This is a genomic window from Streptomyces zaomyceticus, assembly GCF_014656215.1.
In the GTDB taxonomy this organism is placed as follows: Bacteria; Actinomycetota; Actinomycetes; order Streptomycetales; family Streptomycetaceae; genus Streptomyces; species Streptomyces zaomyceticus.
Window position 1 is genome coordinate 31670 of the sequence record NZ_BNBZ01000039.1, and the last position, 20428, is coordinate 52097.

General features: G+C 72.1%; 17 protein-coding genes. 13 read left to right on the forward strand and 4 right to left on the reverse strand.

The window, feature by feature from the left end:
• The first annotated feature begins 49 nt into the window (after positions 1-49).
• From IE311_RS32380 to IE311_RS32390, 3 genes are read left to right on the forward strand one after another with little or no spacing between them, the layout of a single operon-like run.
• Positions 50-1231, forward strand: a complete 1182-nt coding sequence (locus tag IE311_RS32380) for an acyl-CoA dehydrogenase family protein (RefSeq protein WP_189835440.1) — start codon at positions 50-52, stop codon at positions 1229-1231.
• A 31-nt stretch (positions 1232-1262) separates the two neighbouring features.
• On the forward strand, positions 1263-3512 hold the full coding sequence (locus IE311_RS32385) for a cytochrome P450 (protein WP_189835441.1): 2250 nt from the start codon (positions 1263-1265) through the stop codon (positions 3510-3512).
• A 39-nt stretch (positions 3513-3551) separates the two neighbouring features.
• The gene (locus tag IE311_RS32390; RefSeq protein ID WP_189835442.1) at positions 3552-4385 is read left to right on the forward strand and encodes an SAM-dependent methyltransferase; all 834 of its coding nucleotides are present in this window, start codon (positions 3552-3554) and stop codon (positions 4383-4385) included.
• 81 nt (positions 4386-4466) lie between these two features.
• On the opposite strand, the gene IE311_RS32395 is transcribed toward IE311_RS32390, so the two are convergent.
• The 4 genes from IE311_RS32395 to IE311_RS32410 are packed head-to-tail and all read right to left on the reverse strand — an operon-like array spanning position 4467 to position 8054.
• Positions 4467-4826, reverse strand: a complete 360-nt coding sequence (locus IE311_RS32395; protein ID WP_189835443.1) for a YciI family protein — start codon at positions 4824-4826, stop codon at positions 4467-4469.
• A gap of 6 nt (positions 4827-4832) precedes the next feature.
• Complete coding sequence (locus IE311_RS32400; RefSeq protein ID WP_229902302.1) at positions 4833-6236, reverse strand: condensation domain-containing protein; 1404 nt, start codon at positions 6234-6236, stop codon at positions 4833-4835.
• Complete coding sequence (locus IE311_RS32405; protein ID WP_189835444.1) at positions 6233-6487, reverse strand: phosphopantetheine-binding protein; 255 nt, start codon at positions 6485-6487, stop codon at positions 6233-6235. The genes IE311_RS32400 and IE311_RS32405 overlap by 4 nt, the downstream gene beginning before the upstream one ends.
• A 13-nt stretch (positions 6488-6500) precedes the next feature.
• A complete protein-coding gene (locus tag IE311_RS32410) occupies positions 6501-8054 on the reverse strand; it encodes a 4-hydroxyphenylacetate 3-hydroxylase family protein (RefSeq protein ID WP_189835445.1) in 1554 nt (517 codons plus the stop codon).
• A gap of 168 nt (positions 8055-8222) precedes the next feature.
• Between IE311_RS32410 and IE311_RS32415 the strand changes: the two genes are divergently transcribed.
• The 10 genes from IE311_RS32415 to IE311_RS32460 all read left to right on the forward strand — a co-directional run bounded on the left by IE311_RS32415 (position 8223) and on the right by IE311_RS32460 (position 20414).
• Positions 8223-9584 carry an extracellular solute-binding protein gene (locus IE311_RS32415; protein WP_189835446.1) on the forward strand — a complete coding sequence of 454 codons (1362 nt, stop codon included), beginning with the start codon at positions 8223-8225 and terminating at the stop codon, positions 9582-9584.
• 41 nt (positions 9585-9625) lie between these two features.
• Positions 9626-10342, forward strand: coding sequence for a DUF2306 domain-containing protein (locus tag IE311_RS32420; protein WP_189835447.1), 717 nt, complete (start codon positions 9626-9628; stop codon positions 10340-10342).
• Positions 10343-10394: 52 nt separating this feature from the next.
• Positions 10395-11177: an SDR family oxidoreductase gene (locus tag IE311_RS32425; protein ID WP_189835448.1), complete on the forward strand. Its 783-nt coding sequence runs from the start codon at positions 10395-10397 to the stop codon at positions 11175-11177.
• Positions 11178-11234: 57 nt separating this feature from the next.
• Positions 11235-12581, forward strand: a complete 1347-nt coding sequence (locus IE311_RS32430) for an FAD-binding oxidoreductase (protein WP_189835449.1) — start codon at positions 11235-11237, stop codon at positions 12579-12581.
• 26 nt (positions 12582-12607) lie between these two features.
• The gene (locus IE311_RS32435) at positions 12608-13873 is read left to right on the forward strand and encodes an acyl-CoA dehydrogenase family protein (RefSeq protein WP_189835450.1); all 1266 of its coding nucleotides are present in this window, start codon (positions 12608-12610) and stop codon (positions 13871-13873) included.
• Entirely contained in the window at positions 13870-15252 is a 1383-nt protein-coding gene (locus IE311_RS32440; protein WP_189835451.1) for an FAD-binding protein, read from the forward strand. Before IE311_RS32435 ends, IE311_RS32440 begins: the two co-directional genes overlap by 4 nt.
• A 46-nt stretch (positions 15253-15298) precedes the next feature.
• Positions 15299-16414, forward strand: a complete 1116-nt coding sequence (locus IE311_RS32445) for a serine hydrolase domain-containing protein (protein ID WP_189835452.1) — start codon at positions 15299-15301, stop codon at positions 16412-16414.
• A 28-nt stretch (positions 16415-16442) separates the two neighbouring features.
• The gene (locus IE311_RS32450; protein ID WP_189835453.1) at positions 16443-18059 is read left to right on the forward strand and encodes an MFS transporter; all 1617 of its coding nucleotides are present in this window, start codon (positions 16443-16445) and stop codon (positions 18057-18059) included.
• A gap of 256 nt (positions 18060-18315) precedes the next feature.
• The gene (locus tag IE311_RS32455) at positions 18316-18984 is read left to right on the forward strand and encodes a flavodoxin family protein (RefSeq protein ID WP_189835454.1); all 669 of its coding nucleotides are present in this window, start codon (positions 18316-18318) and stop codon (positions 18982-18984) included.
• Entirely contained in the window at positions 18981-20414 is a 1434-nt protein-coding gene (locus tag IE311_RS32460) for a phenylacetate--CoA ligase family protein (RefSeq protein WP_189835455.1), read from the forward strand. Before IE311_RS32455 ends, IE311_RS32460 begins: the two co-directional genes overlap by 4 nt.
• Positions 20415-20428 lie beyond the last annotated feature (14 nt).

Here is a 20428-nt window from a genome sequence, read left to right on the forward strand (position 1 = left end):
GTGAAACGATCCTTTCGGCCCAACTCCGGTGACCGATTCAGGAGAATTCATGCAGACCATCGAGGCGCCGTCCCGCGAAGAACTCGTCCGCCGTGCGACGGACCTGATTCCGCTGCTCCAGCGGAACGCTCCGGTCGGCGAGGAGAACCGCAACCTGTCCCAGGAGACGGTGGAGGCCCTCACCGAGGCCGGAATCCTCAAGATGCGCGTGCCGCACCGCTACGGCGGTTACCAGTCCGACATGCGCACCGTGGTCGACACGCTCGCCGAGCTCGCCCGGGGTGACGGCTCCGCCGCCTGGACCGCCTCGGTCTGGGCGATCAGCTCCTGGATGGTCGGCCTCTTCCCCGACGAGGTCCAGGACGAGGTCTTCTCGACCCCCGACGTCCGCATCAGCGGCATTCTCAGCCCGACCGCGATGGCCACCCCGGTCCCCGGCGGCATCGTGCTCAACGGCAAGTGGTCGTTCAACTCCGGTGTCCGGCACAGCCACTGGAACACCAACGCCGCGATCCTCATCGGTGAGGACGGCGAGCCGCAGCCGATCATGGTGGCCATCCCGGTCTCCGACCTGACCATCGTGGACGACTGGCACACCGCCGGTCTGCGGGGCAGCGGCAGCGTCAGCACGATCGCCGAGAACCTGTTCGTGCCGCAGGAGCGCGTGCTCCCGATGGTGCCGGTGCTCATGGGTCAGCACCGTTCGGTGCTCAACGCGGGCTCCCCGCTCTACAGCGCGCCGTTCATGCCGACCGCCTGTGCCACCATCTCCGCCCCGGCCCTCGGTCTCGCCCGCGCCGCCAAGGACGCGTTCCTGGACCGGCTGCCCGGCCGCAAGATCACGTACACCGCGTACGAGAGCCAGGCCGAGGCCCCGCTGACGCACCTCCAGGTCGCCGAGGCCACCGTGAAGATCGACGAGGCGGACTTCCACGCCCACCGCGCCGCCGCGATGGTCGACACCAAGGGTGCCGCGGGTGAGGAGTGGACGCTGGAGGAGCGGGCCCGGGTCCGCCTCGACCTCGGCGCCGTCACCCAGCGCGCCAAGGAGGCCGTGGACCTCCTCAACACCGCGAGCGGCGGCTCCTCGATCTACAGCTCGGTGCCGATCCAGCGCATCGAGCGGGACGTGCAGACCATCAACCTGCACGCGATCCTCCACCCCAACACCAACCTTGAGCTGTACGGCCGGATCGTCTGCGGCCAGGAGCCCAACACCGTCTACCTGTAGGCCCACCCGAGATCCGCCGGAGGACTTCCCGATGGAAAGCCGCTGCCCTGTCGCCCTGGACCCCCTGGGCGCCGACATCCACGCCGAGGGCTCCCGCATACGGGCGCAGGGACCGGTGGCCCGGATCGAGCTGCCGGGCGGTGTGAAGGCCTGGTCGGTCACCGGCCACGCCGCCGCCCGGGAGATCCTCAGCGACCACCGCTTCTCCAAGGACGGCAGGCGGCACTTCGACGCCTACGTCGACGGCACGGTCGGCGAGGACTTCCCGCTGATCGGCTGGGTGCTCATGGAGAACATGACCACCGCCTACGGCGCCGACCACACCCGGCTGCGCAAGCCGTGCGCGCACGCCTTCACCCCGCGCCGGGTGGAAGCGCTGCGGCCGGCCGTGGAGGCGATCACCACCCAACTGCTCGACGAGCTGGCCGCCCTTCCGGCCGGTGAGCCGGTGGACCTGAAGGGCCTGTTCGCCCACCCGCTGCCGGCCCGCGCCATCTGCGACCTGTTCGGGGTGCCCGCGGAGGCCCGCGCCGAGATGCTGCGCGGCGGCGAGGTCAACGTCGACACCAGCATCTCGCCGGAGGAGGCGGCCGCCAACGTGGCCCGCTGGCACCAGGAGATGCTCGACTTCGTCGACTCCAAGCGGCGCTCGCCGGGCGACGACCTGACCAGTGACCTCGTCGCGGCCCAGCAGGGGGACAGCGCGCTGCTGTCGGACGACGAGCTGGTCGGCACGCTGCACATCATGCTCGCCACCGGCACCGAACCGGTGAAGAACCTCATCGCCAACGCCGTGCTCGCCCTGCTGACGCACCCGGAGCAGCTCGCCCTGGTCCGCTCCGGCGCGGCGACCTGGCAGGACGTCATCCAGGAGACGCTGCGGGTGGAGGCGCCGGTGGCGCACCTGCCGTTCCGCTTCCCCGTGGAGGACGTCGAGATCGGCGGCGTCACCATCCCCAAGGGCGAGCCGGTGCTCGTCAACTACGCGGCGATCGGCCGCGACCCCGAGGTGCACGGCGCGGACGCCGACCGCTTCGACATCACGCGCGCCGACAAGGAGAGCCTCTCCTTCGGGCACGCCATCTACCGCTGCATCGGCCAGCCGCTGGCCCTGCTGGAGGCCGAGATCGCGCTGGCCGCGCTGTTCGAGCGGTTCCCGCACCTGGGCCTGGCCGTGCCGGCCGAGTCCATCGCCCCGCAGGGCACGTTCATCATGAACGGCGTGGCCGAGCTGCCTGTGCTGCTCGACGCCCGCCCGACGACCATGAAGGCCGCCGTGGTGCCCGAGGTGGGTGCCACCTGGGAGCTGCGGGACGTCCCGGTGCCGCAGCCCGGCCCCGGCCAGGTGCTGATCCGGGTGCGGGCCAGCGGCCTGTGCCACAACGACCTCTGGCTGACCGACGGCCACTTCCCGTTCCCCGGGTTCGACCCGGTCGTGGTCGGTCACGAGGCGGCGGGCGACGTCGTCGCCGTGGGCCCCGGCGTCACCCACCGCACGGTCGGTGACCGGGTCGGGGCGACCTGGGTGCAGGGCACCTGCGGGACGTGCGACTACTGCAAGCTGAACCTGCCGCTGACCGGCCAGTCCGGCATGAACTGCGCGGCTCCCGTGATGAGCGGCCTGACCGTCCCCGGCCACCACGCCGAGTACGTCACCGTGCTCGCGGACTCGACGGTGCTGCTGCCCGACGAGGTCAGCTATGTGCAGGCGGCGCCCGTGCTGTGCGCCGGGTACACCTCGTGGAGCGCACTGCGTGCCGCCGACCCCAAGCCGCACGAGCGGGTGGCTGTCCTCGGCATCGGCGGCCTCGGTCACCTGGCGCTGCAGTTCTCCCGGGCCTGCGGCTTCGACACAGTCGCGATCACCCGCTCCCCCGACAAGCACGACCTGGCCCGCGAGCTGGGGGCCGCCACCGTCGTGGCCAACGGCGCGGAGCTGGCGGCCGCGGGCGGCGCCGATGTGATCCTGGTGACCGGCACCTCGTACGAGGCGGCCACCGACGCGCTGCAGGGGCTGCGCCCCAACGGCCGTCTGGTGCTCGCCACCATCGACCCCGAGGGGTCCTTCTCGATCGGGCCGACCAGCCCGGTCTGGGCGCAGCGCCAGCAGATCATCGGCGCCACCCACAACGGTCTCGAGCAGCTCACCGAGGCGCTGCGGCTGGTCGCCGAGGGCAAGGTCGACCCGATCGTCGAGGTCTTCCCGAAGGAGCGGATCGCCGAGGCGGTCGCCCTGGCCGCCAAGGGCGAGGTCCGGTTCCGGGCCGTCGTCACCTACTGATCCGTCACCGATCCGCCGTCACCGCCAGGAGCAGGAGAGATGAGCACAACGACCGCGCAGGCGATGCGCGAAGGGGAGCGCTGGGACCAGTCGTCCCCGGTCTCCGACGTCTTCAACGAGGGCCAGGCCCATCTGAGCTACTGGTTCGGTCCGGACGATGACACCCCGATGGCGGAGGCGTCGCGCCGGCTGACCCGCAAGGTCGTCGACGTGCTCGGCGTACGGGCCGGTCAGCGGGTCCTCGACGCGGGCTGCGGGCCCGGCGGGCCGGCGCTGCTGGTCGCCGAGGAGACCGGCGCCGATGTCACGGGCGTGACGGTCAGCGGGTTCGAGGCCGGTGCCGGTACGGAGAAGGCCGCCGCGCGCGGCCTGTCCGACCGGCTCCGGTTCGAGCACGGCAGCTACGCCGAGCTCGGACACCATGCCGACGGTTCGTTCGACGCCGTGATGGCGATGGAGTCGCTGCAGTACGCGCCGGACCTGGCCGCGGCGCTCGGCGAGCTGTTCCGGGTGGTGCGTCCGGGCGGTGCCCTGACGATGACCGACTACACGCTGGCCCCGGGCGTGCCGCCGGACGAGCGGAACGCGCTCGCCGAGAAGCTGGCCCTGCCGCTGCTCCAGCCGGTCGAGGAGTGGCTGGTGGCGCTGCGCGCGGCGGGCTTCCACGTCGAGGAGTGGACCCAGTGCGGTCCGCGCGTGTTCGGCATGGGTCCGAAGTACGTGGAGGCCGCCGAGGAGGAGCGGGAGACGCTGCGCGCGGCCTTCGGCGACGAGGCGGTCGCCGGACTCAAGGAGGCGATGGCCGACTTCTTCAGCCCGGGCTCCGAGCGCGTCGCGTACAGCATCGTCACGGTCCGCAGGCCTCGCGTCTGAATACGCCGTCCCGTGACGCGGGACACGCGAAGGGGGCCCGCCGCTCACGCGGCGGGCCCCCTTCGTCGTCTCCGGCGGGAGCTACTCGGCGCCGTCGTCGTGGACGACCTCGCGGACCTCCACGGCGGTCAGCTTGGCGTCGGGGATGAGCGCCGCGAGTTCGACGGCACGCTCCTTGGAGGCCACGTCGACGACGTAGTAGCCGCACAGGAACGATTCGCCGGGCACGTACGGTCCTTCGACGGACTGCACGGCGCCGTCCGCGACGGTCACGGTGACGGTGTTCGTGGGGGCGTCGAGGGCCTTGGTGCCGACCATCTCACCGCTGCCGCGGATGATCTCCTGGAAGCGGTCGTGGCCGTCGAACACCTCCTGCTGCTCCGCTTCGGAGAGCTTGTCCCACAGGACGGGGTTCATGTGCATGATGAGCAGGAACTTCACCTGTCGTCACTCCTGGTTCGGGGCTGGGGGGAAATCGGTGGGGGCCGGCAGCGGGGCGAGCGGGTCGGCCATCAGCTCGCTCAGGACGTCGCGGAAGTCGGCGACCAGGCGCCGGACCGTGCTCTCGTCGTAGAGGTTGCTGCTGAAACCGAGCTCGCCGATGAGCTCTCCGGTCGGGGAGACCTCCAGGCACAGCAGGGTGCCGTCGGGGATGTCCGAGCCGACGTTCTGCGAGAGCACCTTGCGGCGCACGGCCCGGTAGGCGAGCGGTCCGATCCGCTCCCCCGCCATCGTGAACGGGGTCTGGATGACCTGGAAGACGCAGGACGCCAGGCCGTCGACGCCGACCCTGGCCATGAGGTCGGGTGCCTCGTCCAGGACGTGCGCCAGCGGGATCTCCCGGGTGTAGGCGTCCAGGCAGCTCTCGCGGGTGCGGGCGAGCACGTCGTGGAAGGTGGCGCAGCCGGTCAGGTCGGTGCGCAGCGGCAGGAAGTTGAAGAAGGAGCCGACGGCGTCCTGGAAGCGGGCCTGGGTACGGCCCGGCGTGAAGGTGGGCACCACGAGGTCGGTGTCGCCGGTCTGCCGGTTGAGAAAGACGTTGAAGGCGGCGAGCAGCACGATGAAGGCCGAGCTGCGGGTACCCGCGGCCAGCGTCGTCACCTGCTCGCGCAGCCGGGTGCCCCAGCCGAACCGGTGCCAGGAGGTGGAGAACTCCGGTGCCTCGCTGCGGGTCCGGTCGGTGGGCAGCGCGAGGGCGCGGGCGCCGTCGAGCTTGGTGCGCCAGAACGCGCGGGCGGTCCGCTCGGCCTCGCGGGCCTCGTCGGAGCGCTGCCAGTGCGCGTACTCGCGGTACTGCGGCGCGGGGGCGAGCGGCGGCAGGTCGGCTCCGGCGCGCCGGGCGTAGAGAGCGGCGAGGTCGCGCAGGATGACCTGCATCGACCAGGCGTCGACGGCGGTGTGGTGGGCGATCAGCGCGAGGACGGCGTCCTCGTCGTCGAAGCGGCCGAGGACCGCGCGCAGCAGCGGCATGCGGCGGACGCCGATGGTGTCGGCGGCGAGTTCGTTGAGCAGTTCCTCGCCGGCGAGGTGACGGCCCTCCTCGTCGGCCGGGTCGGTCACGGGCAGCTCCCGGACCTCCAGCGGCACCGGCGCGGGGGCGAGGATCCGCTGGTGGCGCGGCTCGGCGTCCCGGACGACGGTGGTACGCAGCGCCTCGTGCCGGACGACGACGTCGTCGAGGGCGGCCTGCAGCAGCGCGGTGTCGATGCGGCCGCTCACCCGCCAGCCGTCGACGATGTGGAAGCGGGGGCCGAACGGTCCCATGTCGTCGCCCTTGTCCCACAGGCACAGGAACTCCTGCTGGACCGCGAGCGGGAATCCTTCGGCCGGCGCGAGGTCGGCGACAGTCACGCGGCCCTGCTCTCCGCAAGCGCGTCGACGGCCTCGCCGACGGCCTGCCGGAAGGCGGCCAGGTCCGGGTCCTCGAACAGGACGCGGATGTCGAGCTCGGCACCGAGTTCCGCTTCGACCCGGGCCACGATCCGCACGGCGGAGACCGACTGGCCGCCGAGGGCGAAGAAGGAGCGATCCTCCTGTCCCGCGGCCGGACGCAGGATGTCCGTCCAGATGCGGGTGGCGGTCTCCTCGACACTGTTCGTCACGGGTGTGTTCTCCTCAGTCACGGAACGCTTCGTTCCTGGTCTTCCTGAGCTCGTCGAAGGAGGAGAGATCCGGGACGGTCCAGCCGTCCAGGTCGTACTCGCTCATGCAATCGTCGACGAAACTCTTGTACTGATCCAATTGGCCGCTGACGGTCTGTGAGAAGAGCAGCTCGACGCGGGTGTTCTCGTGGTTTCCCGCGTAGTTGCGCTCGTACAGTTCGTGGCGGCCGCCGAATTCGGTGCCCACCGCGTCCCACAGCAGCTTCATGACCTTGACGCGCCCCTCGGCGTCCGTGCCGCCCGAGCCGCGCACGTACTTGTCGAGATAGGGGCGGATCTCGGGGTTGGCGAAGTCGTCGGCACTGGAGTTGACGTAGATCAGTCCGCTGGCGACGTCCTGCTGGACGATCTCCTTGATGCGCGGATAGCCGATCTGCATGAACCAGCGGTAGGCCATGCCGTACTCGGGGTTGGGCAGCAGGGCGCCGTTCTTCCACTCCACGGGGTTGCGGGCGGCGGCGTCGGAGAGACCCCAGAACAGGTTGCGCCAGGCGAGCACCTCGCCGAGGCGGCTCTGCACACCGCGGAACTCGCTGGTTCCGGTGACCTCCAGGGCCTTGGCGAGGAGCCCGGCGAGGAACTCCAGCTTCACCGCGAGGCGGGTGCAGCCGTGGAAGGTGAACCGCTCGGGAAAGCCGGACTTGGCGGTGAACATCTGGACCTTGCCCAGGTCCCCGTAGATGAAGACGTTCTCCCAGGGGATGAGCACCTTGTCCATGACGAGGATCGTGTCGTTCTCGTCGAGGCGCGAGCTCAGCGGGTAGTCGAAGGGGGTGCCGGCCAGAGCGGCCGTGGCGGAGTAGGACGGGCGGCAGATCAGCTTGAGCCCGGGCGCGTCCATCGGAACGGTCGCGACCAGCGCGAACTCACGTTCCTTGACCGGCAGCCCGTAGTGGGCGATGAAGTTGTAGTGGGTGAGCGCCGAACCGGTCGCCACCACCTTGGCGCCACTGACCACCAGGCCGGCGTCGGTCTCCTTCTCGACGTGCACGAACACGTCCTTGACCTGGTCCGGGGGGAGGTTGCGGTCGACCGGCGGGTGGACGATCGCGTGGTTCCAGTAGAGGACCTTCTCCTGTGACTCCCGGTACCAGCGCCGCGCGTTGTCCGCGAACGGGCCGTAGAAGTCCGCGTTCGCCCCGAGCGTGCCGAGGAACGCCGCCTTGTAGTCGGGGCTGCGGCCCATCCAGCCGTAGCTGAGCCGGGACCACTCGGCGATGGCCTTCTGGTCGGCGACGAGGTCGTCGACCGAGCGGGGCGTGGTGAAGAAGCGGTGCGTGTAGCCGTCGCTGCCGGTGTCGGTGGGGGCGGTGAGGACGGGCCGGCGCTTCGGGTCGTGCAGCGCGTCGTAGAGGCGGGCGGTCATCCGGATCGGGTTGTGGAAGGCCGGATGCGTCGTGACGTCCTTGACCTTGTCCCCGTAGATGAAGACCTCGCGGCCGTCGCGCAGGCTCTCCACGTACTCATCGCCGGTGAACGGGCGTGTCCTGCGGCGCTCTTCAGGCATGGTGTTCCTCTCCTCGCCCAGGGCAGCGAGTCTGGCACCACGGACCCGGCGGGGCCTTATCCCAGATTGCCGCCTTGAGAGCACGGCAGAAGATGCAGTGCGCATTCCGCTCACGAAGAATGAGCGCCGACTGTCTTTCGCAGTTCCCCCGAGCGGAGGCCGAACCCCATGTCCGACCAGGTCGTTCTCGACGTCTGGCTCAACGACTACCCGGTCGTTCCGCTGTTCCTGAGCGAGACCAGGGAACTGGCGGCGGAGTTCGAGCGGACCCACCCCGGGGTGCGGGTCCAGGTCCGCGGGGTCGACCATCTGAAGCTCCCCGAGGAAGTGGCCCGCGCCGCCCGCGAGGGGCGTCCGCCGGCCATCGTGCAGAGCTTCTACACCTCGACACAGCTCTCCCGCGATCTGCTCGCGTCCGACGGCTCGCCACTGTTCACCTCCGTGGAGCGGGCCGTCGACGGCCGCGACAAGATCCTCGGTGTGCCCGCGCGCCTGGACGACCTGGTGCCGGCCGCCCGCGACTACTACACCTTCGACGGCGAGGGGCTCTTCGCCCTCCCCCCGCTGACGTCGACGACCCTGCTGTACGCCAACACCACCGTGCTGGAGGCCGCCGGGGTGCGCTCCGTGCCCCGCACCTGGGAGGAACTGACCGCCGCCTGCGCGGCGGTGGCGCGCCTGGACGGCGGACCCTCGCACGGGGTGACCTGGCCCAACCACGGCTGGCTGTTCCAGCAGGCGGTGGCCCAGCAGGGCGCCCTGCTCGCCACACCCGGCAACGGCCGGACGGAGCGCGCTACCGCCGTCGAGGCCGACTCGCCCGCGGTGCTGCGCTTCGCCCGCTGGTGGCAGGGGCTGCACGCGGACGGCCACTACCTCTACTCCGGCCTGCGGTCGGCGGGCGACGACACCTACCCGGCGTGGGAGCGCAACTACCGTGCGTTCGCCGAGCAGCGGGTCGCGTTCGTGCTCAGCACCTCCGTGGAGGCCGACCGGATGGTGCAGGCGGGCCACGACGGGGGCTTCGAGGTCGTGGCGGCGCCCATGCCGTACAGCGCCGGGGTGCCCTACGCGGGCAACGTCATCGGGGGCGACTCGCTGTGGCTCGCGGCCGGGCTCGAACCCGCTGCCCGCGACGCCGCGCTCGCCTTCCTCCTGACCTTCCTGACCCCGCGTAACGCCGCCGAACGCCACAAGACGAGCGGCTTCATCCCCGTCACCGAGTCCGCCCGGGCACTCCTGGAGGACGAAGGCTGGTTCGAGGCGAACCCCCACCACCGGGTCGCCCTCGACCAGCTCGCCGCGGGCGAGCGCGCGACCGCCGCGGACGGTGCGCTGGTCGGCGACTTCGTCGGCATCCAGGACACGCTGACCGCGGCGATGCACGACGTGCTCACGGCGGGCGCCGACCCCGCCGAGCGGTTCGCCCTCGCCAGGTCCGAGGCACAGCGCCTCCTCGACGACCACAACGCCCACTGCCTGGGCCTGATGCCCGGTCAGCGCGGGCCGCACCGCTTCCGGGTCGGCTGATCAACCCGGCCCGCACAGGACTTTTCTCTGGAGGAAACACAGTGGCGCAGAACCTGGACACGGCTCCCCGTACGAGGCCGGCCCCGGACGCGGTGGAGCCGCGCCCCGCGGCCAAGCGGTCCGCCGCCCCGGTGTGGTGGCGGCGACCGTGGGTGCTGCCGCTCGGCGTCGTGGTGTTCGCGTTCCTCAGCTTCGTGTGGCCGCCGTACCTGGGCCTGGATCCGAAGGCTTCGCTCATACCCATCCGGCCCGAAGCCCCGCAGCACTACCCGATGCTGGTCGCCCACATCGCCACCGGCACGATCGCGCTGGTGACGGTCGTGCTGCAGCTGTGGCCGTGGCTCCGCCGCCGGCACCCCGCCGCGCACCGGCTGATCGGCCGGGCCTATGTCTTCGCGGGCGTCCTGCCCTCCGCGCTGCTCGCCTTCTTCATCACACCGCTGTCGATGGGCCCCTCGGTCGGCACCACCCTCGGTGGCGTGCTGTGGCTGTTCACCACCGGCATGGGCTTCACCCGCGCGGTGCAGGGGCGCGTCCAGGCGCACCGGATGTGGATGCTCTACAGCTTCGCCTTCGCCATCAACATCGTGTGGGGCCGGGTCTTCGTCGTCCTGCTGATGAGCCTCGGCGTGCAGAACCAGGCGATCTGGTCGCAGGTCGCGGGCACCGCGCCGTGGCTCGGCTGGGTCATCAACCTCTTCCTCGTCCAGTGGTGGCTGAACCGCACCGCCGACCGTCCGCTGAAGGAAATCGTCTGAGCGCCCGCCGCCGCGGACGACGACCCGAGGGACAGAAGGAACAAGGATCCAAGTGAGCGAACTGCTGAAGAACAAGGTCGTGGTGGTGTCCGGTGTCGGTCCCGGCCTCGGCCGGGCACTGGCGCTGGGCGCCGCGCGTGCGGGCGCCGACGTCGTGCTCGCGGCGCGGACCGCCTCCGTGCTGGCGGAGACCGCCGCGGCCGTCGAGGAGACCGGCCGCCGGGCCCTCGCCGTACCGACCGACATCACCGACGAGGCCGCCGTCGAGGCACTGGTCAAGACGGCCGTGGACACCTTCGGCCGGGTGGACGGGCTGGTCAACAACGCCTTCGCGCTGCCCCCGATGGCGCCGCTCGCCGACGTGGCCATCGACGACATCCGCTCCGGCTTCGAGACCAACGTCTACGCGGCGCTGCGGCTGACCCGGCTGTTCGCCCCTGCGCTCGCCGAGGCCAAGGGCTCCGTCGTCATGATCAACTCGGTGGCGATCCGGCACTCCAAGCCGCTCTTCGGCACGTACAAGATGGCGAAGGCGAGCCTGCTGGCGCTCGCCCAGAGCCTGTCGAGCGAACTCGGCCCGCAGGGCGTCCGCGTCAACACGGTCGCTCCCGGATACATCTGGGCGCCCGCCCTCCAGGGCTACTTCGCCTACCTCGCCGGTGAGCGCGGGGTCCCCGAGCAGCAGGTGTACGACGAGGTCGCGGCCGATCTCGACCTGCGCAGGCTGCCCGAGCCGCAGGAGATCGCCGACAGCGTCCTGTTCCTGCTGTCCGACCTGTCCCGGGCCGTCACCGGGCAGTGCCTGGACGTCAACGGCGGCGAGTTCCACCACTGACCCGGTCGTCCCTGCCGGGACGCGACCAGCCCACCTCGAACCACCACGGGAGACCCCATGAACAGCGCTGCGGCGACCGCCCTGGCCGAGTCCGTCATCGGCGAGGTCGTCCTGCCGGGCGACCCGGCCTACGACGACGTGAAGGACATCTTCGTCCACAAGGGGCAGCCGGACGTCGTCGTCCGCTGTCACGGCGCCGAGGACGTGCGTCTGGCCCTCGCGTTCGCGCGCGAGCAGGGCCTGCGCGTCTCGGTGCGCAGCGGCGGCCACAGCAACGCGGGCCTGAGCACCGACGTCGGCGGCCTGGTCGTCGACGTCTCGCCGCTGAACGGCGTGGAGGTCCTCGACGCCGAGCGCGGCCTGGTCAGCATCGGCCCCGGCGCGCAGTGGGGTCAGGTGGCCCAGGCGCTGACGCCGCACGGCCTGTCCTTCTCCTCGGGCGACACCGACCAGGTGGGGGTGGGCGGCCTGCTGGTCGGCGGCGGCATCGGCTGGACGGTGCGCGCCACCGGTCTCGCGATCGACAACCTGGTGGCGGCCGAGGTCGTCACCGCGGACGGCCGGGTGCTGCGCGCCACCGCCGACGAGCACGCCGACCTGTTCTGGGGGCTGCGCGGCGGCGGCGGCAACTTCGGTGTGGTGACCTCCTTCGAGGTGGCCGCCAAGCCGCTGCCGAAGGTGCACTTCGGGTCCATCGTCTACCCCGCGGCCGAGGCGGCCCCGGTGGTGAAGGGCTGGGCCCGCGCGCTGCGCGAGGCGCCCGAGGAGCTGACCTCGCACGTTCAGCTGTTCCCGTCGTTCGGTGGCGACCCTGCGCCGGTCAACATCCTGGTCTGCTACGCGGGCGACGACATCGCCGCCGCGAGCGCGGCCATCGCCCCGCTGCTCGAACTGGGCACGCTGGAGAGCAAGGACATCAACCTGGTCGCCTACCCGGACGTGCTCGACCAGGCGGGCGAGCTCCCGCCGGACTGGGAGCCGATGGTGCGCAACCGCTTCGCGCGGGAGTGCTCCGACGAGCTGGTCGACACCCTGCTCACCGGTGCGGCCGCCTTCGACAACCTCTTCGTGGAGCTGCGCAGCCTGGGCGGCGCGCTGGGCCGGGTACCGGCCGGCGCCACCGCGTTCGGACACCGCGACGCGGAGGTCATGGTGAACACGGCCAAGCTCGGCTCTCGCGCGGACAACGAGGCCGCTCTGCCGGAGCTGACCGCGTTCTGGTCGGCGCTCGCCCCGTTCACCGAGGGCGCCTACAGCGGCTTCCTCAGCGAGCTGGACGCCGACGACCTGGCCGCCGTCTACCCGCCGGAGACGTACGAGCGGCTGCGGGCGGTCAAGGACGCCTACGACCCGGAGAACGTGTTCTCCCGCAACGCCAACGTAGCTCCGCACGCGCAGGCCTGACGCGCCCACACGGGAAGGACACCCCCATGACCACCCTCGTCGCCACGGACGTACCGGGCGTCGGCGTCGCGCCGCCGGAGCCGGGCCTCACCCCCGAGGAGGTGGTGCGCCGCGCCGAGCGGCTCGCGGCCGGCCTCGTGGACCGGCAGGCGGAGACCGAACAGCGCACCTACTACGCGTCCGACACCCACGAGGAGTTCGCGCGGGCCGGTCTCTACCGGATCCTGGTGCCCCGCAGGTACGGCGGGTACGAGTTCGGCGCCGAGACCTTCCTCAAGGTCACGATGGCTCTGTCCCGGGGCTGCCCGTCGACGGGCTGGATGTACTGCCTGGGCGCGGCGCACTCCCTCGCCGTCGCCTCGCTGTTCGAGGAGCGCACGCAGGCCGAGCTGTTCGCCGACGGGGACTTCATCAGCCCGGCGACCATCACCCCGGCCGGCACCGCGCGGCGCGCCCCCGGCGGCGGCTGGATCATCGACGGCACCTTCCCCTACTGCTCCGGCGCCCCCTACGCCACGCACTTCATCGGGCACACCGTCATCGAGGACGAGGAGTCCGGCGAGGGCGCGGATCCGAAGCTGCTGCTGTTCGTCGCGCCGCGCTCCGAGTGGACGATGCTCGACGACTGGGGTCGTCAGCTCGGACTGAAGGGCAGCGGCTCGCACAGCGTCTCCTTCCAGGGCGGGCGGGTCCCGGCGCACTACGCGATCGAGGCCACCCACCTGAGCGAGGTCGACGTCAGCGCGGGCACACCCGGCCGGGCGCTGCACGGCAACGGGCAGTACGGCGGCGGTCCGCTGAGCTTCATGCTGCTGGAGTCGGCCGCCGTGGCGGTCGGCATGGCTCAGGGCGCGCTGGACGCCTACGAGGAGCTGATGCGCTCGCGCACCACCATCTTCACCGGCACCTCGCGCGCCGAGGACCCCGACTACCAGTACTGGTACGGGCACGCCTCGGGCATGGTCGCGACCGCCGAGGCGGCGCTGCTGCACGCCGTGCGCCAGTGGGAGGAGCTGTGCGCCAGGGCGCCGGAGGACTTCACCCGTGAGGAGGACCTGCGGCTCGCCACCATCTGCCGCGAGGTGCTGAAGCTCGCCTGGGGCGCGGTGGAGCGGCATCTGTTCCCGACCGCCGGGTCGAGCGCGGTGCGCTCCGGCGAGCGCATCGAGCGGATCTGGCGCGACATGTCGACCCAGCACAGCCACGCCGGGATCGGCGTGCTGCTGCAGAGCGTCGCCACCCGCGAGTACGCCAGGGTCCGCTTCGGCGTCGCCGAAGGCGCCCACTCGTGACCGCCCCCGCCGCCACGGGCATCCGGCCCGCGCTGCCCGGCGAGCCGGAGTACGCGCGTGCCGCGGCCGTCTTCAACGAGGCCGCGCCGGCCCGCCCCGCGGCGGCGCTGACCGCCCGTACGGTCGCCGAGGTACGCGCGGCCGTACGGTACGGGCGCACCGCCGGCCTGCCGGTCCGGGTGCACACCACCGGCCACTCCGCCGGGGCGGCCCGGCCGATGGACGGCCAGCTGCTGATCCGTACCGAACTCGGCGGCGGGGTCCGGGTCGACCCCGCGCGCCGCACCGCCTGGATCCCGGCCGGCACCCGCTGGGCCGAGGTGGTGGCCGCGGCGGCCGGGCACGGCCTGGCGGCCGCGCACGGCACGTCGCCGACCGTCGGCGCCGTCGGCTATCTGCTGCGCGGCGGGGTGAGCCTGTACGGCCGCCGGACCGGCATCGCGGCCAACGGGGTGACGGCCGTCGAGGTCGTGACCGCCGACGGTGAGGTGCGCCGGGTCGACGCCGGCCACGAGCCGGAGCTGCTGTGGGCGCTGCGCGGCGGCGGTGGCGGACTCGGTGTGGTCACCGGTGTGGAGCTGGAACTGTTCCCGGCCGCCGGGGTGGTCACCGGGGCGGCCTTCTGGGCCGGCCGGCACGCCGAGCGGCTGCTCGAACGATGGCTCGACTGGGCCGCCGACGCTCCGCGCGAGGTGTCCACCTCGCTGCGGGTCATGAACCTGCCGCCGGTGCCCGAGATCCCGGTCGAGCTGCGCTCGGGGCCCGTGGTGTGCGTGGCCGGTGCGGTGCTCGCCCCGGCCGAAGGCGATCTGGCGACCGCCGGACGCCGGGCCGACGACCTGCTGGGGCCACTGCGCGCCGTCGCCGCCCCGCTGGAGGACAGCTGGGCGCCGGGCGCCACCCCGGCGGTCGCGCAGGCCCACCAGGACCCGCCGGGTCCGGTGGAGGTGCTCGGCGACCACCTGCTCGTCGGCGACCTGCGCGGGAAAGGGGCCGAGGCCCTGCTCCACGTGGTCGGACCGGAGTCCTCGTCCCCCCTGGTCGCCGCCGAACTGCGGCAGCTCGGCGGCGCGCTGGCGGAGCCGGACCCGCGCGGCGGTGTCCTCGACCATCTGCCGGCCGCCTACGCGGTGATGGCCGCGGGACTTCCCGGCCTGCATCCGGCGCCCGTGATCCGTGAGCGCTGCGCGCGTCTGCGCGCCGCGCTCGCCCCCTGGGACACCGGTCGCACCGCGCCGGGGTTCGTGGAGAGTCCCGACCAGCCGCAGGGCCATCTGGACGCGGCGGACATCGCCGCCGTGGACCGCGTCCGTCTGGCGTACGACCCGGACGGGCTGTTCCGGCCCGATGCCATGACCGGCACGTCGGACCTCCTCTGACGGGCCTTCCCCCCACCCCGCATCACGCACACGAGGAAAGAGAGACATGAGCGACCTTCAGAAGCACGTTCAGACCGTGCTGGACGAGCTGACCGAGTCGGGTGCCGAGACCGGCCTGCAGGCGGCCGTCTACGTGGACGGCGAGCTCGTCGTCGACGCCGTCTCCGGTGTCGCCGACCCGGAGACCGGCCGCCCGGTCACCTCCGACACCCCGTTCTGGAGCGCCTCCACCGGCAAGGGCGTCACGGCCACCGTCGTGCACACCCTGGTCGAGAAGGGCCTCTTCGGCTACGACACCCGCATCGCCGAGCTGTGGCCCGAGTTCGGTGTGCACGGCAAGGAGAACGCGACGGTCGCGCACGCCCTGACCCACTCCGCGGGCGTCCCCGGTCTGCCGGGCGACATCACTCCGGACGACCTGACCGACTGGGACAAGATGACGTCCATCGTCGCGTCCGCCGAGCCCTGGTGGGAGCCCGGCACCCAGACCGGCTACCACGCGGTCACCTTCGGCTACCTGGTCGGCGAGATCGTCCGCCGGGCGACCGGCAAGCCGATCTCGCAGGTGCTGCTGGAGGAGGTCTCGACCCCGCTCGGTATCTCCAAGGAGCTCTACCTCGGTGTCCCGCAGGCCGAGCAGGGCCTGCTGGCCCGCCTGGAGGACGCGCCGATCGACCCCGCCGCGTTCGGTGACATGCCGGAGGACTTCCCGCTGCTCAAGGCGGCGCCGCCGGCCATCATGCCCAGCGCCTCCTACGGCAACCGCTCCGACATCCTCGCCTCCGACATCCCGGCCGGCGGCACGATGACCGCCCGCGGTGTCGCCAAGATGTACGCGGCTCTGCTGGGCGAGGTGGACGGGGTCCGCCTCGTCTCGCAGGAGCGCCTGGAGCAGATCAGCGCGGTGGCCGTCGACGACCTCGACCAGGTCGTGTTCGCGCCGTCCCCGAAGGGCCTCGGCTACTTCCTCGGCCGCCCGGGCAGCGACCCGCAGCAGACCCTGAACGTCTTCGGCGCCCAGGGCATGGGCGGCAGCGGCGCCTACGCCGACACCCGTACCAAGGTCGCCTTCGCCCTCACCAAGAACCGCTTCAACCCGACCGAGGCGAGCGCCTTCGAGCGCGTCAGCGAGATCGTCACCCAGGCCGTCGCCGGAGCCTGAACGGGCCGTAGTCAGAGAGGTGTCCGTCATGACGAACGCAGCCCAGGCCGTCGCCGGGGCGAAGGCGGGACGACGCGAGTGGATCGGCCTCGGCGTTCTGGCCCTGCCGACCCTGCTGATCGCACTCGACATCGGCGTCCTGTTCCTCGCGCTGCCCCAGCTCAGCGATGACCTGGGTACCAGCGGCACCGAGCAGCTGTGGATCACCGACATCTACGGGTTCATGCTCGCCGGTTTCCTCATCACCATGGGAAACCTGGGTGACCGGATCGGGCGGCGCAAGCTGCTGCTGATCGGTGCCGCCGCGTTCGGCGCGGCGTCCCTGCTCGCCGCCTACGCGAGCAGCCCCGGCATGCTGATCGCGGCCCGCGCCCTGCTGGGCGTCGCCGGTGCCACGCTCAATCCCTCCACCCTCGCGCTGATCAGCAACATGTTCCGGAACGACCGGGAGCGCGGCCTCGCGATCTCGCTCTGGGCGACCTGCCAGTTCGGCGGTGCGGCCGTCGGTCCGCTGGTCGGCGGGGTGATGCTGGGCCACTTCTGGTGGGGCTCGGTCTTCCTCCTCGGCGTCCCCGTGATGGTGGTGCTGCTGGTGGCCGGACCTCTGCTGCTCCCCGAGTACCGCACGGGCAGGGCGAGCGGCCCGCTCGACCTGATCAGCGTGGCGCTGTCCCTGTTCGCGATCCTCCCGGTGATCTACGGCGTCAAGGAGCTCGCCGCGGGCGGTGCCCACAGCTCGACCCCGCTGGCTCTGCTGTCGCTGGCCGTCGGGCTCGGCGCGGGCGCGGTGTTCCTGCGTCGCCAGCGCACCCTCGCCGACCCGCTCGTGGACCTGAGGCTGTTCGGCAGGCCGGCCTTCTCCGTCGCACTGGCGGGCATGGCCGTGGCCTCCGGTGCCTTCGCCGGAACCTCGTTCCTCACCAGCCAGTACATCGTGACCGTGGCGGAACTGAGCCCGACCGCGGCGGGGCTCTGGCAGGCCCCGACGGGCGGCGGCATCGCCGCGGGCGTGCTGCTCGCCCCGCTGTTCCTGCGCTGGATGAAGCCGGTGACCGCGATGGTGGGCGGGCTGTGCGTCTCCCTCCTCGCGCTGCTCGCCCTCACCCAGGTCGGCGGCGACGGCTCGGTCGTCGGGGTCGTCGTCTGCATCGCGCTCGTCGCTTTCGGTGTCGGTCCGCTGTTCGCCCTCGGTACCGGGCTCGTGGTGGGCGCCGTGCCGGTGGAGAAGGCGGGCGCCGCGGCCTCGCTGTCCGAGAGCAGCAACGTGCTGGGCTCGACGCTCGGTCTCGCCTTCCTCGGCACTCTGGGCGCCGCGTTCTACCGGGACGAGATGGCCGGGCAGATTCCGGCCTCGTTGCCCGCCCCGCTGGCCGAGGCCGCCCAGGAGACCGTGGCCGGGGGCACCGCCGCCGCCCGCGAGCTGTCCGGCGGCGCCGGGCAGGACCTGGTGACGGCGTCCCGTGACGCCTTCACCAGCTCGCTGCACACGGTCAGCTGGGTCGCGTCCGCGGCGGTGGCCGCCGTGGCCGTCGCCGTCGCCTTCAAGCTGCGGGAGAGGAGCCCGGCGGAGGAGCCCGGCACGACGGAGCCGGCGGGGGCGGAAGCCACGGCCGGGGCACCCGCCGCGGAGCGCACCGGGGTCTGAGAACGACGCCTGAGGGGCGCGGCGCCGAGCGCGTCGCGCCCCTCGGCCATGCCTGCTGACGGTGCGTCAACTCCCTTGTGGGGCGCGGTTTCAAACAAGCACGCAAGGAGATGCGCGGTCTGTCCCGAGCCGCGACGATTCCGACGACCGGTCCGGTGCGGCCGTCACGACCGGTGCGCGCGTGCCCCCGCGATGCCCGGCAGCGCTCGGCGCTGCCCACCCCGTCACCGCCGCCCGATTCCTAGGAGGCACCACCATGACCGCAGCACCGAAGATCCTCGCCATCAACGGCTCCGAGCGGGATGGCAACACCGCGGACGTGCTCCGGCACGCGGCGGAGCACGCCCGTGCGCTCGGTGTCGAGTTCGAGGTCGTCGACCTGCGGAACGTCCGGATGGAGCGGTGCGGCCCGTGCGGCGACTGCAACGACCGCACGGTCGTCTGCGCCGTGGGCGACGACATCCCCTCCGTGGTGCGCAGGATGATCGAGGCCGACGGCATCGTCTTCGCCGCCCCGGTGCACGGCTTCGGTACGGCGAGCCTCATGCAGACCTTCATCGAGCGGGCCGGGGTCGGCTATCTGCGCTTCGACCGTCCGCTGAGCAACAAGGTCGCGGGCATCATCTCCGTCGCCCGGCGCTACAGCGCGGGCGAGGTGTGGGCCCAGCTGACCGTCAACGCCCTGCTCAACCGCATGATCCTGGTCGGCAGCGGCTTCCCGGCGACCGTGCACGCGCTGCACCGCGGCGACGCCGCCAAGGACGACGAGGGGCTGCGCAACGTCGAGCGCCTGGTCGACCGCATGTCCGACATGATCACGCTGCTGCGCGAGCACCGCGAGCTGACCGGCCGTGACGCGCTGGCCGGTGGCGACCGCAACGAGCGGGTCGGTCTGCCTCTGAACGAGCTGGTGGACGCCGTATGAGCACCACCGCCCCGCTCTCCTCCGGCGACCCGGGCCTGCCCGCCTTCTGGGAGTCGTACGAGCCGGTGCTGCGCGCCTTCCACGACGGCACCCTGGCCGACGAGGACATGGAGCGCTGGCGGACCGAGCGGCTGACCGCCGTCCTGCGGCACGTCACCGAGCGCTCGCCGTTCTACCGCCGTCACCTCGCCGGCGTGGACGTCACCCGGGTCACCCCGGACACCCTCGCCGAACTCCCCTTCACCACCAAGGACGACCTGCGCCGCGAGATGTACGACGTGCTCTCCGGCAGTCCCGCCGACGCCGCCGTCTTCTACGAGACGACCGGCACCACCGGGCCGTCCACGCCCTGCCCGCGCGGCCCCCGGGACATCGCGACCAGCAACGCGGCCGTGGAGGAGTCCTGGCGGCGCGTGCTGCGCGCGCACTTCGGCGACCGGATGCCCGTCGTCGGGCTGATGGGGCCCTCGGAGCTGTACGCCTTCGGCGACGTGTTCACCTCGGTGACCGCCGCGCTGGGCGCCTGTCACGTCAAGATCTGGCCGGAGTCCCCGCGCGTCGGCTTCCAGAAGGCGCTGCGCCTGATCGAGGACCTCGGCGTCGAGGTGATCGTCTGCGCCCCCGCCCTCTGTCTGAGCCTCGCCAAGGCCGCCCTGCACTACGGCTACGACCTGGCGCGGCTGCCGGTGAAGCTGTTCCTCGTGCTGGGCGAGATCTGCACCCCCGAGTTCGCCGCCGACGTCGCCACGGTGTGGCCGCACGCCCAGGTCCGGCCGACGCTGTACGGCTCCCAGGAGTCGCTGTGCATCGCGACCGGCGCCGACACCGGACAGCTCCACCTGTCGCAGCCCAACTACCTCTTCGAGCTGGTCGACCCGGACACCGGGGAGTTCCTCGGCACCCGGGGCGAGGGCGAACTCGTCCTGACCATGCTGGTCGACGGCATCAAGCCGCTGATCCGCTACCGCACCGGCGACCTGGTCCGGATCACCGCGGCGCCGCCCGGCGCCCCGCTGCCCGGCGATGTCGTCGAGGTGGTCGGCCGGGCCGCCGACCGCATCCGGCTCGGCCACTCCGTGCTCCAGCCAGCCGAGCTCGAGACCGCGGTCCTGGACACGGTCTCCGGCTGCCTCGGCTACCAGGTCGTCATCGACCGCGACGAGGCGGGCGGCGACCGCGTCACCGTACGGCTCGACCTGCTGCCGGGCCACCCCGACCGGGACGGCACCACCGCCGGCGTCGCCGCCCGGCTGCGCGCGCTGACCGGCCTCGACACGACGGTCGTCGTGGAGGACGAGCTGGACCCGGTGACCCACACCGGATCCTTCGTCAGCTGGAAGGCGGCGCGCGTGCTGGACGACCGAGGCCCCCTGGACACGTCGGTGCTGGTGGCGCGTCAGGTCGCTCACCGGTACGCGATCACCACCTGAGCGGAGAGGACCCA

Bases quoted from the DNA above. Each gene is read 5' to 3' on its own strand.
- IE311_RS32380 (WP_189835440.1), top strand. From the start codon at position 50: ATGCAGACCATCGAGGCGCCGTCCCGCGAAGAACTCGTCCGCCGTGCG.
- IE311_RS32385 (WP_189835441.1), top strand. From the start codon at position 1,263: ATGGAAAGCCGCTGCCCTGTCGCCCTGGACCCCCTGGGCGCCGACATC.
- IE311_RS32390 (WP_189835442.1), top strand. From the start codon at position 3,552: ATGAGCACAACGACCGCGCAGGCGATGCGCGAAGGGGAGCGCTGGGAC.
- IE311_RS32410 (WP_189835445.1), bottom strand. From the start codon at position 8,054: ATGCCTGAAGAGCGCCGCAGGACACGCCCGTTCACCGGCGATGAGTAC.
- IE311_RS32415 (WP_189835446.1), top strand. From the start codon at position 8,223: ATGTCCGACCAGGTCGTTCTCGACGTCTGGCTCAACGACTACCCGGTC.
- IE311_RS32430 (WP_189835449.1), top strand. From the start codon at position 11,235: ATGAACAGCGCTGCGGCGACCGCCCTGGCCGAGTCCGTCATCGGCGAG.
- IE311_RS32435 (WP_189835450.1), top strand. From the start codon at position 12,608: ATGACCACCCTCGTCGCCACGGACGTACCGGGCGTCGGCGTCGCGCCG.
- IE311_RS32445 (WP_189835452.1), top strand. From the start codon at position 15,299: ATGAGCGACCTTCAGAAGCACGTTCAGACCGTGCTGGACGAGCTGACC.
- IE311_RS32450 (WP_189835453.1), top strand. From the start codon at position 16,443: ATGACGAACGCAGCCCAGGCCGTCGCCGGGGCGAAGGCGGGACGACGC.
- IE311_RS32455 (WP_189835454.1), top strand. From the start codon at position 18,316: ATGACCGCAGCACCGAAGATCCTCGCCATCAACGGCTCCGAGCGGGAT.
- IE311_RS32460 (WP_189835455.1), top strand. From the start codon at position 18,981: ATGAGCACCACCGCCCCGCTCTCCTCCGGCGACCCGGGCCTGCCCGCC.